The sequence below is a fragment of the Pseudomonas sp. GM17 genome, assembly GCF_000282175.2.
Taxonomy (GTDB): domain Bacteria; phylum Pseudomonadota; class Gammaproteobacteria; order Pseudomonadales; family Pseudomonadaceae; genus Aquipseudomonas; species Aquipseudomonas chlororaphis.
Genome location: NZ_CP124732.1, coordinates 6,457,285 through 6,472,412 on the forward strand (window position 1 = coordinate 6,457,285; position 15,128 = coordinate 6,472,412).

13 protein-coding genes are annotated in these 15,128 nt (G+C 64.3%); all 13 read left to right on the forward strand.

All coding sequences use genetic code 11. The annotated features are described in order from the left end of the window. The 13 genes from PMI20_RS28960 to PMI20_RS29020 all read left to right on the forward strand — a co-directional run bounded on the left by PMI20_RS28960 (position 1) and on the right by PMI20_RS29020 (position 15,096). Positions 1–834: a polysaccharide biosynthesis/export family protein gene (locus PMI20_RS28960; RefSeq protein WP_007924693.1), complete on the forward strand. Its 834-nt coding sequence runs from the start codon at positions 1–3 to the stop codon at positions 832–834. Positions 835–901: 67 nt separating this feature from the next. Beyond that, the gene (locus PMI20_RS28965) at positions 902–2,884 is read left to right on the forward strand and encodes a GumC family protein (protein ID WP_007924694.1); all 1,983 of its coding nucleotides are present in this window, start codon (positions 902–904) and stop codon (positions 2,882–2,884) included. Beyond that, positions 2,884–4,065: a glycosyltransferase gene (locus tag PMI20_RS28970; RefSeq protein ID WP_007924695.1), complete on the forward strand. Its 1,182-nt coding sequence runs from the start codon at positions 2,884–2,886 to the stop codon at positions 4,063–4,065. Before PMI20_RS28965 ends, PMI20_RS28970 begins: the two co-directional genes overlap by 1 nt. Continuing rightward, positions 4,062–5,411, forward strand: coding sequence for a glycoside hydrolase 5 family protein (locus PMI20_RS28975; protein ID WP_007924696.1), 1,350 nt, complete (start codon positions 4,062–4,064; stop codon positions 5,409–5,411). Before PMI20_RS28970 ends, PMI20_RS28975 begins: the two co-directional genes overlap by 4 nt. A gap of 25 nt (positions 5,412–5,436) precedes the next feature. Next, the gene (locus PMI20_RS28980; protein ID WP_007924698.1) at positions 5,437–6,651 is read left to right on the forward strand and encodes a glycosyltransferase family 4 protein; all 1,215 of its coding nucleotides are present in this window, start codon (positions 5,437–5,439) and stop codon (positions 6,649–6,651) included. Beyond that, positions 6,642–7,745: a glycosyltransferase family 4 protein gene (locus PMI20_RS28985; protein WP_007924700.1), complete on the forward strand. Its 1,104-nt coding sequence runs from the start codon at positions 6,642–6,644 to the stop codon at positions 7,743–7,745. Before PMI20_RS28980 ends, PMI20_RS28985 begins: the two co-directional genes overlap by 10 nt. Further along, positions 7,745–9,142, forward strand: a complete 1,398-nt coding sequence (locus PMI20_RS28990) for an O-antigen ligase family protein (protein ID WP_007924702.1) — start codon at positions 7,745–7,747, stop codon at positions 9,140–9,142. Before PMI20_RS28985 ends, PMI20_RS28990 begins: the two co-directional genes overlap by 1 nt. After that, positions 9,139–9,960 carry an acyltransferase gene (locus PMI20_RS28995; RefSeq protein WP_007924704.1) on the forward strand — a complete coding sequence of 274 codons (822 nt, stop codon included), beginning with the start codon at positions 9,139–9,141 and terminating at the stop codon, positions 9,958–9,960. Before PMI20_RS28990 ends, PMI20_RS28995 begins: the two co-directional genes overlap by 4 nt. Further along, positions 9,960–11,366: a lipid II flippase MurJ gene (locus tag PMI20_RS29000; protein WP_007924706.1), complete on the forward strand. Its 1,407-nt coding sequence runs from the start codon at positions 9,960–9,962 to the stop codon at positions 11,364–11,366. Before PMI20_RS28995 ends, PMI20_RS29000 begins: the two co-directional genes overlap by 1 nt. A 115-nt stretch (positions 11,367–11,481) precedes the next feature. Beyond that, entirely contained in the window at positions 11,482–12,111 is a 630-nt protein-coding gene (locus PMI20_RS29005; protein WP_007924708.1) for a DUF1780 domain-containing protein, read from the forward strand. Between the two features lie 210 nt (positions 12,112–12,321). Beyond that, the gene (locus PMI20_RS29010; protein WP_007924710.1) at positions 12,322–12,495 is read left to right on the forward strand and encodes a DUF3094 family protein; all 174 of its coding nucleotides are present in this window, start codon (positions 12,322–12,324) and stop codon (positions 12,493–12,495) included. A gap of 60 nt (positions 12,496–12,555) precedes the next feature. After that, a complete protein-coding gene (locus tag PMI20_RS29015; protein WP_007924712.1) occupies positions 12,556–13,854 on the forward strand; it encodes an NAD(P)/FAD-dependent oxidoreductase in 1,299 nt (432 codons plus the stop codon). Between the two features lie 648 nt (positions 13,855–14,502). Then, positions 14,503–15,096, forward strand: a complete 594-nt coding sequence (locus PMI20_RS29020) for a fimbrial protein (RefSeq protein ID WP_007924713.1) — start codon at positions 14,503–14,505, stop codon at positions 15,094–15,096. The last annotated feature ends 32 nt before the right edge of the window (positions 15,097–15,128 follow it).

Consider the following 15,128-nt stretch of genomic DNA (forward strand, 5'->3'; position numbering starts at 1 on the left):
ATGATGACTATTAACCGACCTTCCCGGCTTTGTCTGTTGAGCATCCTGACCGCCACCCTGTGGCTGGGCGGCTGCTCGACCCCCGCCCATGTCGCGCTCCCCGACAGCGACACCCTCAAGGCCCGCCACGCGGCGGCACTGACCCTGGCCGACCTGCCGCCCGCCCAGGTGCTGATCCAGAGCGGCGACACCCTGCGCATCGTGCGCGATGCCCAGGAGCCGGCCAGCTCCGACGACATGACGATGTTCGTGGTGCGACCGGACGGTTTCATCTCGATGCCCAACATCGGCCGGATCAAGGCCGCGCTGCTGACCCCGGAAGACCTGGGCAAGGAAATCACCAAACGCTACACCCGTGTCTACCGCGAGCCCGAAGTGACCGTGAACATCGCCATTGCCCCGAGCAACCGGGTGTTCATCGGCGGCGCGGTGGCCAACCCGTCGTTCTTCAACCTGGCCGGAACCGTGTCGGTGGAGCAGGCCCTGCTCAGCTCCGGTGGCGTGCTGCCCTCGGCCGACAGCTCCAACATCGCCCTGCTCAGGACCGGCCCCGACGGCAAGTACAAGATGTACTTCGTCGACCTCGGCAGCATGCTCAGCAACCCCGATCATCCGCTGGTCGCCCTGCAGCGCGGCGACCTGATCTACGTGCCGCAATCGACCATCGGCAGCACGGTGGAAGCGGTGGACATGTACTTCACCAAGCTGTTCCCGATCAACAAGGGGATCGGCCTGGGCTTCAACTACGACCTGAATGATCAGGAAGTGAAGAACAGCGGCAACACAATCAACAACTTCACCAGCAGTTCCACCGGTACCGGGACGGGGCAGTAAACAGGATCGATACGTTTGATCGGCCTCCATCAGCCACTGCTACAAGTACTTTCAACGGAGTGATCCCGTGATCGAAATACGCTCTCTACGCGACCTGTTGCGCCTGTTCTTCATCTTCCGTCGCGAGTTCAAGCTGGCGGTCATCACCACTATCGTGGTCGCGGTGCTGGGCGCCTTCCTGCTGCCGACGCGCTACGAGTCGGACGCGCGCCTGCTGGTCAAGCCCGGGCGCGACAGCACCACGGTACCGATCGAAGCCGGCAATCGCCAGACGCTGATCTCGCCCAGCACCCAGCACGACCCGATCGTCGATGAGGAGAAGATGCTCACCGGCCGGCCGATCGTGCACATCGTCGCCCAGCGCTATCTGGAACTGAGCGCGGCCGCCGAACCCCAGGGTTTCTGGAAGACCCTCAAGTTCTACGCCAAAAAGGCCATGGGCACGGCCATCGATGCGCTGCGCAGCCTGCTGCAACTGGTCGGCCTGTCTGAGCCGCAGAGCCCGCTGGACCGCCTGGCGACCCGCCTGGAAAAGAACTTCCAGGCCAGCCACGAAGCGGGTTCGTCGGTGATCGATATCAGCTTTACCTGGGACGACCCGGAAATCGCCCAGCAGGTAGTGAAGATCTGGGTCGACACCTTCCTCGAGGAGCGCGCCCGGGTGCTCGGTCGCAAGAGCCTCTATGCCTTCTATGAGGGCGAAGGCAACAAGGTGGCCGCGCAGATCCTCAGCCTCAAGGAGCAATTGCAGGGCCGCCTGAAGCAGATCGATTCGATCAGCGTCGATGCCCGCCTGGAAAACCTCACCAGCCAGATCGACCGCCTGACCGACGCCCGGGTCAATGCGCAGAACCAGTTGTCCGGGATCAGCAGCTTCCTGATCAACGCCCGCCAGCAGATCCTCGATCAGCCCGTCGAAGTAGTGACCAGTCGCGAGACCAGCCTCAACCCGACCCAGCTCGACCTCAAGCGCCAGCTCAACACCCTGCAGGTGGAACGCGCGCGCTTGCTGCGCACCTATTTGCCCGAGGCGCCGGCGGTCAAGCAGATCGAACAGAACATCCACGACCTGCAGGCCCTCAGCGAACAGGAAGAGAGCCGCCTGGAACGCTCGAAGAACATCGCGCCCAATAGCCTGGTGACCAACGTCAAGCAGCAGGTCATCGATGCCCAGTTGCAACAGCGCCGGCTGACCGGGCAGATCGAGAACTACGACAAGACCCTGGCCGCCCTGCGTACCGAGCGCGACCGGGTACTGACCGACGAGCCCGAACTCAACCGCCTGACCCAGCAGTTGCGCACCGCGGAAAAGAGCTACGCGCTGTACTCGGAAAACCTGGAACAGGCGCGTATCGACCACGAGCTCGACAGCAGCCAGATCAGCAACATCGCGATCATCGAGCACGCCACCTTCAACCCGGCGCGGGTCTTCCCCAAGAGCCTGCTGATCCTGCTGTTCGCCATTCCCGCGGGCATCGCCGTGGGTCTGCTGACCATCTATGTCTGCTACCTGCTGGACCAGCGCATCCACGACGGCTCGCGCCTGCCGGAGCTGTTCCAGGTGCCGCTGTGGGGCAGCGTGCCGGACCTTGAGGACGCCACGCCCGCCGCCATGACCGCGAGCATCTACCGGCTCTACAGCCTGCTGCCCATGGAGCGCATCGAGAGCCAGGGCTTGACCCTGGGCCTGACCTCGGCGCGCCATGGCGAAGGCGTGAGTTTCATCCTCGAACGCCTGCGCCGCCTGCTGGAAGAACGCGGCCAGCGCGTGCGGGTCAACGACAGCGCACCGGCCCAGCCCGGTGAAGTGCTGCTGCTGGATGCCTCGGCCCTGCTGTCGAACCAGGAGGCCTTCCTGATCCTGCGCCGCGCCGACCTGATCGCCCTGGTGATCGAGGCCCGGACCAGCACCGTGCCGATGATCGAGAATGCAATGTCGTTGCTGACCACCGCCTTCGGCAAGGTCGACGGACTGATCCTCAACCGTCGCCGCTTCGAAGTACCGTCCAGGGTGCTGGAGCGGATCAACAGCTGGCGCGGTGCGGCCTGATGCGTATCGCCTTGCTGGCCCCGCTGCCGCCGGAACAGACCGGTATCGCCGACTACGCCGCGCATTTCAGCAATGCGCTGCGCGGCCTTGGCATCGAAGTGCTGACGCCGCTGGCCGGCTGTCACGATCCAGCGGAGCAACTGACGCGCCTGCGCGCCTTCGACTGGACGGGCGTCGACCTGGTGCACGCCGAACTCGGCGGTGGCCGCTTCGGCGAATTCCAGGCGCTCGACTACCTGAGCACCGAACAACCGCGGATCCCCCGCACGGCCACCGTGCATGACCCGGAGCGCCTGATCTGGCGGCGCGCCCGGCTGTTCTGGCCACTGACCCTGCTCGAACGCCTGCCGCACCCGCTGCCGCAAGCGGCGGCGCTGCTCGCCGACCCGCTGACCCTGCGCGAAGAACGGCGCCTGGCCCGCGGCATGCGCCGGCTGATTACCCTGACCCGGCTGGGCGGCGACTGCCTGCGCCAGCGCATGGGCCTGCGACCGCAACAGGTGGCGGTGATCGCCCACGGCAACCTGCCGATCCCCGCGGCCGAGCTGCCGCCGCTGGTGCCGTTGCGCCTGCTGTACTTCGGCTTCATCTACCGCGGCAAGGGCATCGAAGACCTGATCGAAGCCCTGGCCCGCACCCTGGCGGCCAACCCGCAGTGCCGTGGCCAGGTCCGCCTGACCCTGGCCGGCGGCACCGCCCCGGAAATGACCTTCGACCCGGCCGGCAGCTACCTCGACGGCCTGCGCCAGCGCATTCGCGAATTGCAGTTGGACGATGTGGTGGACTGGCAACTGGACCTGCCGTCCGCCGAGATCGCCCGCACCATCCAGGCCCACCATGTGATGGTGCTGCCGTACCGGGAATCGAAAAAGCTCGCCTGGCTCGGCCAGATGCGCGGCACCAGCGGCGCTCTGTCCTGGGCCAATGCCTGCGGTCGCGGGGTCGTCACCTCCAATGCCCGGGCCTTTGCCGAGGAGGTTGCCGGCGGCAATGGCGTGACTTATCAGCAAGGCGATGTCGAAGCGCTGAGCCAGCACCTGAGCCGTCTGGTGCTGGAGCCCGAACTGGCCCGCCAGTGGGCCGCGCGGGCCAGCGAGGCCGGGCAACAACGCGAGTGGAGCGCGACCGCGCGGCGCTTCGCCGAATTGTTCAACGAAGTGTGCAAGGAGCGATCGAAATGAAGACCCGAGCAGGCCTTAAACGTCGCCCTCTATTGCGCTATCTGCCACTGGTCGCCGCACTGGCAGTAGGCGGCGCCCTGCTGCTCAGCGAACAGGTCGATGCCACACCGATCAACCTGGCCCCCGATCGCACCCTGGTGTGGAAGGACTACCTGGGGGTCAATGCGCATTTCCTGTGGTTCACCCCGCAGCAATACCGCAAACAGATCGCCGCCTATAAGCAGCTCGGCCTGCAATGGGTGCGGGTCGACCTGCATTGGGATCGGCTCGAACCCACCGAAGAGGGTTATCAACTCAGCACCCTCGACGAACTGGACCGGACCCTGAGCGACTCGAAACTCAAGTCGCTGTTCTACCTCGTAGGCTCGGCGCCCTTCGTGACCACCGCCCCCAAGGGCGGGCCGTTCCAGGATCAGTACCCGCCGCGCGATCCGAAAGTCTTCGCCACGCGCATGGCCATGCTGGCCCAGCGTTACCCGGACATCGACGCCTGGCAGGTGTGGAACGAGCAGAACATACCCAACAACTGGCGGCCGAAACCCGATGCCAAGGGCTACGGCGAGCTGCTGCTGGCGACCCATCAGGCCCTGAACCAGGTGGCGCCGGACAAGATCCAGGTCATGGGCGGCATGGCCTACTACAGCCAGATGCCGACCCAGCGCAACGCGCTGATGTTCGAGAAACTCGGCGAACTGGGCGTGCAGAGCCTGGGCATGGTCGCCGCCTACCACCCGTATTCGGAAACCCCGGAAAGCGATGAGCCGGGCAAAAACGAAGTGCTGCTGCGCGGCAAGCAGCTCAACGACATGCTGCACGGCGCCGGCCTGAAGAGGATCTGGGCCACCGAGTGGGGCTGGTCGAGCTACGCCGGGCCCAAGGAGATGCAGCGGCTGATCGGCGTCGACGGCCAGGCCGACTACACCCTGCGTCGCCTGGCGTTGATGAGCGACCAGGACTACGAGCGGATCTTTCTCTTCGCCCTTTCCGATCTCGACTCGCGCGCCTCGGCTCGCGACCAGCATTACGGCCTGCTCGATCTCAACGGCGAACCCAAGCCGGTGTACAAGGCGCTCGCGCGTTTTCTCGAGATTACCGGCGCGCGCCTCAAACCCGGCAAGACGCCGGAGCTCGAGAACCTGCCCGACACCTTCTACAGCGTGTCCTGGACCCGCGACGACGGTAAGCGCCTGCTGATGTTCTGGAGCGCCAAGGGCGGCACTATCCGCTTGCCCCAGGTGCACCAGGCCGAGCTCTACGATCCGCTCAGCGGAACCCGGGCCAGTCTCGAGGCCGCGGATGGCATCCAGCCGGCCGTGAAATCGTCCCTGCAGATTCTCGTGTGGTAATCGATCTCGACCTGGAGTGCCGTACGTGAAGATTCTCTGGATTCTCCCCTACCTGCCCTGGCCCATGACCAGCGGTGGCAAGACTCGCCAGTTTCACTTGCTGCGGACCTTGAGCGAGCGGGGTCACCGCATCACCTTGCTGGTGCAGTCGAAGACCGAGGCCGATGCCGCCACCCGCGCCGCCCTCGAGCCCTGGCTGGAACGCCTGATCGTGGTGCCCCGGCGCCCGCTGAAGCACCCGGTCACGCTGCTGGCCGGGCTGTTCGCGCCGTGGCCGCTGCTGACCACGGTCAACGGTGTGTCGCGCCCTTTGCGCGAACGCTTCGACAGCCTGCTGCAAGAGCCCTGGGATGTGATCCAGGTCGAGCACAGCTACAGCCTGCAACCCTATCTGCAACCGCTGCGGCGGGCCGGCCGGGATTTCGTGCTCACCGAGCACAACCTCGAATCCAGCCTGGGCGGCGCGACCTATGACCGCTTCCCGGCCTGGGCCAGCCTCTTCGTGCGCTACGACCAATGGCGCTGCCGGCAGTGGGAACGCAAGGCGTTCGACACGGCCCGCCAGGTGGTCGCGGTGACCGAAAGCGACGCCCGAGCCATGCGCCAGCTGACCCGTACCCCGGTCGAGGTGGTGGTCAACGGCGTCGACAGCCGCAGCTTTGCCGAGGTCTCGGCCGACCCGCAGAGCCAGCGGGTGCTGTTCGTCGGCAACTACGAATACGCGCCGAACCTGGACGCCGTGCTGTGGATGCTCGACGAGATTTTCCCGCGGGTCTGGAGCCACTGCCCCGAGGCGCGCCTGGCGGTGGCCGGGTATGCCTTGCCGGCCCACTGGCCCGAACGCTGGACCGACAGCCGCATCGAGTGGGTCGGCTTCGTGCCGGACCTGCCCGATCTGCAACGACGTTGCGCGCTGTTCATCGCGCCGTTACGCCAGGGTGGCGGCTCCAAGCTCAAGGTGCTCGAAGCCATGGCCGCCGGCCTGCCGCTGGTCAGCACCGCGCAAGGCGCCTCGGGCCTGGCCATCCGCCCCGAGGAACATTACCTGGCAGGCGATAATGCCCAGGCCCTGGCCGATGCCGTGATTCGCCTGTTGCGCGAGCCAACCCTCGCCGCCCAACTGGCCGGCGGCGCCCGACTGTATGCCCGCCAGCATCACGACTGGACCGTGGCCGGCGACGAACTGGAACAGATCTACCGGACTCTGCCCTCCACACAGGAGCATCCCGCATGCGTGTAGCCCTCGATTATCGTCCGGCCACGGTCGCTCCCTCCTCGGGCATCGCCCGTCAGGTCAAGGCACTGGAACAGGCCCTGCGTGCCCGTGAAGACACCGAATTGCTGCTGGTGAGCGAAGCGCCACTGGAGCATGAGCAACGCCAGACCGCCTTCTGTCCGGCCTGGCCGAGCCCCCTCGATGGCGTGCAACGCCCCGGCGTGCGCCTGCGCTTCGAACGCAAATTCTTGCCGGCGACCATTCGCGAGCAGTCGGTCGACCTGTATATCGCCACCGCCAACATGGGCCTGCCCATCGGCCACAAACCGGCAGGCACCCGTTATGTGCTGATCCTGCATGACCTGTTCCAGTTGACCCAGCGCAACTTCCACCGTTCGCAGCTCAAGGCCGTGGCCTATCGGCTGATCGACGCCGTGTCGATCGCCTGGTCGATCTGGGTCGCCGATGAGGTCTGGTGCCCTTCGCGGTTTTCCTGCAGCGAAGCGGCCCGACTGTTTCCCTGGGCGCGGCCGAAATTCCGCGTGCTGAACAACCTGGTGCCGGAGTTCCAGGGCGTCATCGGCCCACTGCCGACGGGCCTGCCCGAGCGTTACTGGCTGGCCGTCGGGACACGGGAGCCGCGCAAGAACATGCCGTTCTTCATCGAGCAGTGGCAGCGCTGCCGCCAGGAAAACCCGCAAGTACCGGAGCTAGTCCTGGTCGGCCATGCCAGCGACCTGCCCGCGAACCTGAGCCAGTTGCCCGGCCTGCATTGGGTCAACGGCGTCAGCGACGAGCAGTTGCAGGCCCTGTACCGGCATGCCGACTGCCTGTGGCAGCCCTCCTACGCCGAAGGCTTCGGCCTGCCGGTGGTCGAAGCGCTGTGGCAGGGCACGCCGGTCGCGGTGGCCAGGGGGTCGGCGCTCGACGAGGTCACGCCACCCGGCGCGCGGCGCTTCAATGCCCGCGATCGCGCCAGCCTGCGCAACGCGCTGATCGAACAGGCGCAGGACAGCGCCAGACCCGATCCGGATACCCTGCGCGACTGGGCCCGGCAATTTGCCGAGCCGGCCCACCGCCAGCGCCTCGATACCTTGCTCACAGGGCTCTTTCACTGATGCTGCCAGGAAAATTCATTGGCCTGACCCTGGGGTTGATCTTCGGGATCCTGTTGTGGGCCCTGCCACCGGCAAAAGTCATCTTCGTGGTGATCGGCCTGGCCGTGACCCTGACGCTGATCCGCAAGCCGCTGTGGGGCCTGCTGATCTTCGCCGTGCTGGCCACCTGCATTCCCTACACCACACTGCAGCTGGGGATTCGCACCACGGTCAGTGAAGCGGTGCTCGGCCTGACGTGGGTCGGGCTGTTCTGGCAATCGTTCATCGGCAAGACCCGCAACCTCATGCTCTGGCGCCCCACCGAGCGGGCCATGGTCTGGCTGATGCTGTTCAGCGCCATTCCCTTTGTCTGGGGCATGCTGATCATTCATGCCGATGGCAACGGCCCGGTGAACTGGGTGCGCTGGCTGATGAACCTGTCGCTGCTGTTCATGGTGCCGCTGCTGCTGCGTACCGATGCCGACCGCGACAAACTGGTGATCGCCCTGCTGCTGGGCACTCTGCTGATGCTGCTGTTGTCGATCGGCATGTTCATCAAGTCGCGCAATGCCATGTCGATGATCCCGATCCTCACCGACCTCAAGTACGCCCACCCGGAAGCGGTGAAGGACATCTTCTCCGCCAACTACCAGCGCATGGCATCACCCTGGGTTCACCCCAACCTCACGGGCGGCGTGCTGGTGCTGTTCATTCCCCTGGCGCTGCTCTATGGCTGGACCCGCACCGGCGCGCGCCGGGCCCTGGGGCTGGCGGTGGCGATCCTCGGTTGCGCGGGGCTGCTGCTGAGTATTTCCCGCGGGGCGATCCTGGCCCTGGCCCTGGTGCTGATCTGGCTGACCTACAAACGCGTGCCCTACAGCGGCCGGATCATTGGCCTCGGGGCGGCTTTCGCAGTGGCCCTGGTGATGTTCTATCCGCCGCTGCAGGAACGCCTGATGACCATGTTCTCGGCGACCAACGCCAGTACCGAAGTGCGTTTCGACGAGTACGCGAAATTCCCCGAGGCGATGATGCGCTACCCGCTGGGCATCGGCTTCAAGGTCGATCCGCCGGTACCGGGCACCGACCTGCCGGGCATCTCCAACCTGTGGCTGAACTTCATCTACAAGATTGGCATTCCGGGGATGCTGCTGTTCATCGCCGTCACCCTGTTGTGGTGGCGCGAGGTGCGCCCGCTGGCGCCGATCCGTCAGGTGACTGCCGACAACGCGCTCTGGCTGGGCTGCATTTCCGGCCTGCTGGCGGCGTTGCTGACGGGTCTGTTCGACCACTACTTCAGCTTCACTTTCGTGTTGATCGGTCTGTTCTGGCTGTTGATGGGCATGAGCCTGCAACAGGTCCGGTTACGCCCGGCCATCACCCTCCCCCTCATCAACCCCAAGGATCGCCAAGCATGAAACATCGTATTTTCCATTCTGCGGATCTGCCGGAACGCCTGCCTGCCCTGGCCTCGGAGCTGGGTGTCAGCCACGATGAACTGCTCGAGGCCTACAGCTGGGGGCTGAACAACGACGTGCTGTTCGTCGAGGGCGACGGCGAGCAGGCGCGCTACAGCATCTCCTCGGTGGACATCGAACAGATCATCGAACATCCCCTGGCCCGAAGCCTGTATCGCCGCTTGAAGCAGGACATCCCCACCACCCTGGTGCCGCGCTACGGCAAGAACCTGGCCACCCTCAAGGACCGCTGGTTGCGGGCCTGGGAACAGGCCTACAACATCCTGATCAACAAGATCCCCAGCCATCACGTGCGCATCGCCTGGCTGCGCCTGGGCGGCGCGAAAATCGGCAAGGGCTCGACCATCTGGCGCAACACCGAGGTACTGGGGGTGGAGAACCTGGTGATCGGCGATGACAGCGTGATCGCCTGGCATTGTCAGATCGACGCCCGGGCCGGGCTGATCATCGGCGATCATGTGACGATCGCCTCTCACGTGCTGATTCTCGCCGGCGGCCATGACCCGATGAGCCCCGAGTTCTGGTCGGTGTCCGCGCCCATCTACATCGATGACTACGCCTGGATCGCCACCCGGGCGCTGCTCGCCCATGGCTCGCATATCGGTCGCGGGGCCGTAGTGACCGCCAACACCCTCGTGGCCAAGGCCGTTCCCCCCTACAAGATCATCGGCGGCAGCGGTGCCAAACCCATGGGCGAGCGCCCTCACGACCTGAACTACAAGGTGGGTGGCAAAGGCCTGTTCACCCTGTTCTATTGATGCTCGGCAGCACCCTGCTACTGACCCTGGCGACCCTCGCCGGGCTGCTCGCCGGTTTTGCCCGCGAATGGCTGCTGGTGGCGGCCTGGGGCGCGGGCAGCCGCAGCGATGCGTTCCTGGTCGCGGTGTTCATTCCCGAAGCCCTGCGCATGACCCTGGCCGCCGGCATTCTCGCGGCCGCGGCCCTGCCGCTCTATCAGGAGCGCGACGCCCAGCGCCAGCACGCCTGGCTGGCCGGCCTGTGCCCACGCCTGCTGGGCCTGGGTCTGGGGCTGTATGCCCTGCTGGCCTTGAGCGCGCCGTTGTGGATCCGCCTGATCGGCCCCGGGCTCGACAGCGAAGCCCAGGCCGAAGCCGCCGCCAACCTGCGCAGCCTGGCCGCCTGCATCCCCGGCCTGCTCATGCACGCGCTGTTCAGCATCCCGCTGCACGCCCGGCAGCGTTTTGTCCTGCCGGGGCTAGGCTCGCTGCTGTTCAACCTGCCACCGGTGCTTTACCTGTTTTTCTACGGCCAGGCGAGCCTTGGCTCCGGCCTTTCGCTGGCATTTTTTCTCGGCAGCCTGCTGATGTGCCTGTCGCTGGTGCCGGCGGTCTGGCAGGCCGGCTGGCGCCCCTGGCAAGTCCGCGGGGATGCCGGTGCCGGCCGGGAACTGCTCGGCCGCCTCGGCCCGTTGTTGACCAGCAACCTGGCCAGCCAGGGCCTGGCGCTGGTGGAACGGCTGGTCGCCAGCTACCTGGGCGAAGGCGTGGTGACCTGGGTCAACCTGGCGCGCAAGCTGATCAACCTGCCGCTGATTGCCTTGATGAGCCTGAACCAGGTCCTGCTTGGCTTGATGAGCGGCAAGTCCGGCGATCAGCGCCTGGGGCTGCTGCATCGGGGACTCGACGCCGCGACCCTGCTGAGCCTGCCAGCCGCGCTCGGCCTGGTGGGCGCCAGCCCGGCGCTGATCCACTGGCTGCTGCCCGCCCAGAGCGCCGACGGCCCGCTGCCGGCACTGCTGGGCTGGTTCGCCGTGTCCCTGGTGTTCGGCGCCTGGAACGCCATGCTCGCCCGTTACGCCTATGCCGCCGGTGATACCAGCACGCCACTGCATTGCGAGCTGCTCGGCAGCCTGCTCAACGCCTTGCTGCTGGCGGGCCTGCCGCTGGTTCTGGGGCTGACCGCGATTCCTCTGGCGGCCCTCGGCGGTGTGCTCCTGACCAACCTGTTGCTGATGCAGCGCCAGCAATTGCTCACCCTCATCAACTGGCCGGTGCGCTGGGCAGTCAGCGCCGTTCTGCTGAGTGCCGCGGCGCTGCTGTTGCATCCGCTATTGAATGTCTGGCTGCAACTGGGGCTCAGCACAGTGGCCGGGCTGCTCTTGCTGATCGCCTTGGGGCTCTGGCTGAAACCCTGGCGGGCCTGAACGAGCGGCAGAGGGTTGACCTGATGTCACACTTATCCGTTATAAGTGCAGTCAGCCCCCGCCGACCCGGCAGAGTGTATTTCTTGGATCAGCGTTTGGACGCTAAGCTTGGACTATGGATGACTCAGATTACTTGCGCCTGCTCACCATTCAGGCCGAACAAGCCAACGCGTTCCTGTCCAATGCGCGCAAATGGGAGCGTGAGCGTTGGGTCTGCCAACGCCTGCTGCAAGGCTTGAACATCCCCTACCGTGCCGACGAGTTCACGCCCGCCGGGCAGGAGCCGCCGGACGTACTGTTTCGCGAGGCCTGTTTCGAGGTGTTCTTCGTGCTGGACGAAGGCCGCCGCCTCAACGACGAATGGCGCGACGAGTTGCAACGGCGCCGCAGTGCCTTCTCCCTCAGCCAGCTGGTGCGCCGCGAGGCCAAGCCCAAGCGCATTCCGGCCAACGAACTGTTGCTCAGGCTGGCCCCGACCCTGCGCAAGAAAGCCCACAACTACAAGGAACGCGGCATGGACCTGGGGGAGCTGGACATCATCGCCTTCGCCAGCCTCAAGCGCGAAGTGCTGGACCTCAACAGCCACTTCCCGCCGCCGACCGAATACCTGCGCCAGGGCTGGCGCTCGTTGTCGCTGGTCGGGCCGACCTTCGCCCGCGTGCTGTTCGCCCACCCCGACGCGCCGGACTTCCTGCGCGGCAACCTGGGGCGCAGCATCCTCTTCGATGTCGGTATCAGCCTGTAGGCCGCCTGGAGCAGAATTTCCCGGACCTCTTCAGGCCATTCGTGGCATGGCGCAAACACCGCGCGAGTGTTACAAAGCGCAATCACTCACGGGATGACAAGGCCGGCATCCGCGAGCAGCTATGCTCCGTTCCATGCCGCATAGCCCGACAAGATGGCACTGCGCTGTAACCTTCATACTTTTCGCAACGTCTAGCTGACGAGGCTCTTTATGACCAGCCGCCTGAACCCCGACGACCAACGCCATGTCGAAGAATACCTGCAACTGGCCCAGCACCGAGTCGAGCGCCGGCCCTTCCGGCCGTGGATGCTCCTCGTGATAGTCGTGACCATCACCATTGGCCTGGGCCTGCTGAGCCGATTTATCAGTTACCTGACGCTATGAGCTGCATCGCGCTCGCTCGGGTAACCGTACCGATTTCTTTTAGCCTTGCGAGATATCCCCATGACTCATCGTATTGTCATCGTTGGCGGCGGCGCCGGCGGTCTGGAGTTGGCTACCCGTCTGGGTAAGACTCTGGGCAAGCGCGGTACCGCCAGTGTGATGCTGGTCGACGCGAACCTGACCCACATCTGGAAACCCTTGCTGCATGAAGTGGCCGCCGGCTCGCTGAACTCTTCCGAAGACGAACTCAACTATGTCGCCCAAGCCAAATGGAACCATTTCGAGTTCCAGCTGGGCCGCATGAGCGGGCTCGATCGCCAGCAGAAGAAGATCCAGCTGGCCGCCACCTACGACGAAAACGGCGTGGAGCTGCTGCCCGCTCGTGAGCTGGGCTACGACAGCCTGGTGATTGCCGTGGGCAGTACCACCAACGACTTCGGCACCCAGGGCGCCGCCCAGCACTGCCTGTTCCTCGACACGCGCAAACAGGCCGAACGTTTCCACCAGCAACTGCTCAACCACTACCTGCGCGCCCATGCCGGGCAGACCGATGTCGTGGAGCAGATCAGCGTGGCCATAGTCGGTGCCGGTGCCACAGGCGTCGAACTGGCCGCCGAGCTGCACAACGCCGCCCATGAACTGGCGGCCTACGGCCTGGACCGGATCAAGCCGGAAAACATGCACATCACCCTGATCGAGGCCGGCCCACGGGTACTGCCGGCCCTGCCGGAGCGGATCGGCGGCCCGGTGCACAAGACCCTGGAAAAACTCGGGGTCAAGGTCATGACCAATGCCGCGGTCAGCGAAGTCACCGCCGACAGCCTGATCACCGCCGATGGCCAGGTGATTGCCGCCAGCCTGAAAGTCTGGGCCGCCGGGATTCGCGCACCGGGCTTCCTCAAGGACATCGACGGCCTGGAAACCAACCGCATCAACCAGCTGCAGGTCTTGCCGACCCTGCAGACCACCCGCGACGAGAACATCTTCGCCTTTGGCGACTGCGCCGCCTGCGCGCAACCGGGCACCGATCGCAACGTTCCACCGCGGGCCCAGGCGGCTCACCAGCAAGCATCACTGCTAACCAAGTCGCTGAAACTGCGTATCGAAGGCAAGGCCCTGCCGGAATACAAATACACCGACTACGGCTCGCTGATCTCGCTGTCGCGTTTTTCCGCCGTGGGCAACCTGATGGGCAACCTGACCGGCAGCGTGATGCTCGAAGGCTGGCTCGCGCGGATGTTCTATGTGTCGCTGTACCGCATGCACCAGATGGCGCTCTACGGCCCGTTCCGTACCGCCATGCTGATGCTCGGCAGCCGGATCGGCCGCGGCACCGAGCCACGCCTCAAGCTGCACTGAATCTGAGCCTGTAGACCAAGACAAGAGTGCCCCGAGCGATCGGGGCATTTTTTTGCGCCCTGGTCAACACGAACTCAGGCAAACAGGCAGGCTGTTAAAGATCGAAGTGCCTAGAGACTTCCTGCACTCTATTTCCAACTTTCCGCGCAACTTTAAGATTAATCTTAATTCTAAAATAGAAGAGCCACCGGACTTAACCCCCCACATCAAAAAGTTGCTCTCCCCGGGCGTACCGAATACATACGCCGGCCTCCGCATCACTTCTTACTGCGGCATATAGATAGCTGACCCGATAGTATTCACGACGCCACTCACGCTCTATCTAGTTGCATTGATAGTTCGCCCTGCACGCTTAATCCTTCGACTCCAACCTGCTACCCCTGAGGATTAGCCCCTGCAAAACAGTTGCTTATATACAAAGATCGAAGATTTTGGCGGCGATCGTCCCGTTTAGCTGCCGACAGGTATTCCGACAACTTCATGCCACCCGATCAAATTTTAAGAATCTTCTTATTGAAATCATATCAGGCAAAAAAGTATCAGCCGCCATTCAAACCCATAGAGCATTCAATACTTTAAGAATGGTCTTATTGTAACGACCAAAGTGAAGATACAAGATTGCACCTCCAACTTTAGCAGGTACATGAAATGTCCAAACTTCTCAAAAGCATCGTCTCCATGGCTATCGCTGGCGCGGTCAGCACTTCCGCTCTCGCAGCAGATGGCACCATCAACTTCACCGGTGACATTATCGCCGCCTCCTGCAAAATCGACGCTGGTTCCGGCACCAACGTTGGTGGTAGCAAGGGCAACCAGAACATCGATGTCAACCTCGGCAAAGTCAGCACCGACTCGCTCTCTGGCACTGCAGGAGGCAGCATCGTCGGCGGTCAGAGCATCAACCTGAATCTGGATTGCGGCGGCACCGCAGAGGGCCTGAAGTCCGTCAAGCTGCAGTTCGACCCGAGCAGCGGCTCCGGCATCGACAGCAAGAACGGCTCGCTGCTGAAAGTCACAGGGGGCGCAGAGGGTGTGGCTATCGGTCTTTACGACGGCAGCAGCAAGCTGGTGAACCTCGGCGCGAACGAGACCATCAAGGGAGACTTGGTGCCACTCAAAGACGGTGATGTCACCACGTACACCGCCAAGCTGAACATGCGTGCAGGTTATGTGGCGAACGGTGAACCGGTCAAAGCAGGTCCTGCAAACGGCACCCTGCCGTTTACCTTGACTTACGAGTAACCCGCGCCAAAGGGAGGGGTCTGCGCCCCTCC

Coding starts and splice junctions, on each gene's coding strand:
- PMI20_RS28960 (WP_007924693.1), top strand. CDS start 1: ATGATGACTATTAACCGACCTTCCCGGCTTTGTCTGTTGAGCATCCTG.
- PMI20_RS28970 (WP_007924695.1), top strand. CDS start 2,884: ATGCGTATCGCCTTGCTGGCCCCGCTGCCGCCGGAACAGACCGGTATC.
- PMI20_RS28975 (WP_007924696.1), top strand. CDS start 4,062: ATGAAGACCCGAGCAGGCCTTAAACGTCGCCCTCTATTGCGCTATCTG.
- PMI20_RS28985 (WP_007924700.1), top strand. CDS start 6,642: ATGCGTGTAGCCCTCGATTATCGTCCGGCCACGGTCGCTCCCTCCTCG.
- PMI20_RS28990 (WP_007924702.1), top strand. CDS start 7,745: ATGCTGCCAGGAAAATTCATTGGCCTGACCCTGGGGTTGATCTTCGGG.
- PMI20_RS28995 (WP_007924704.1), top strand. CDS start 9,139: ATGAAACATCGTATTTTCCATTCTGCGGATCTGCCGGAACGCCTGCCT.
- PMI20_RS29000 (WP_007924706.1), top strand. CDS start 9,960: ATGCTCGGCAGCACCCTGCTACTGACCCTGGCGACCCTCGCCGGGCTG.
- PMI20_RS29005 (WP_007924708.1), top strand. CDS start 11,482: ATGGATGACTCAGATTACTTGCGCCTGCTCACCATTCAGGCCGAACAA.
- PMI20_RS29010 (WP_007924710.1), top strand. CDS start 12,322: ATGACCAGCCGCCTGAACCCCGACGACCAACGCCATGTCGAAGAATAC.
- PMI20_RS29015 (WP_007924712.1), top strand. CDS start 12,556: ATGACTCATCGTATTGTCATCGTTGGCGGCGGCGCCGGCGGTCTGGAG.
- PMI20_RS29020 (WP_007924713.1), top strand. CDS start 14,503: ATGTCCAAACTTCTCAAAAGCATCGTCTCCATGGCTATCGCTGGCGCG.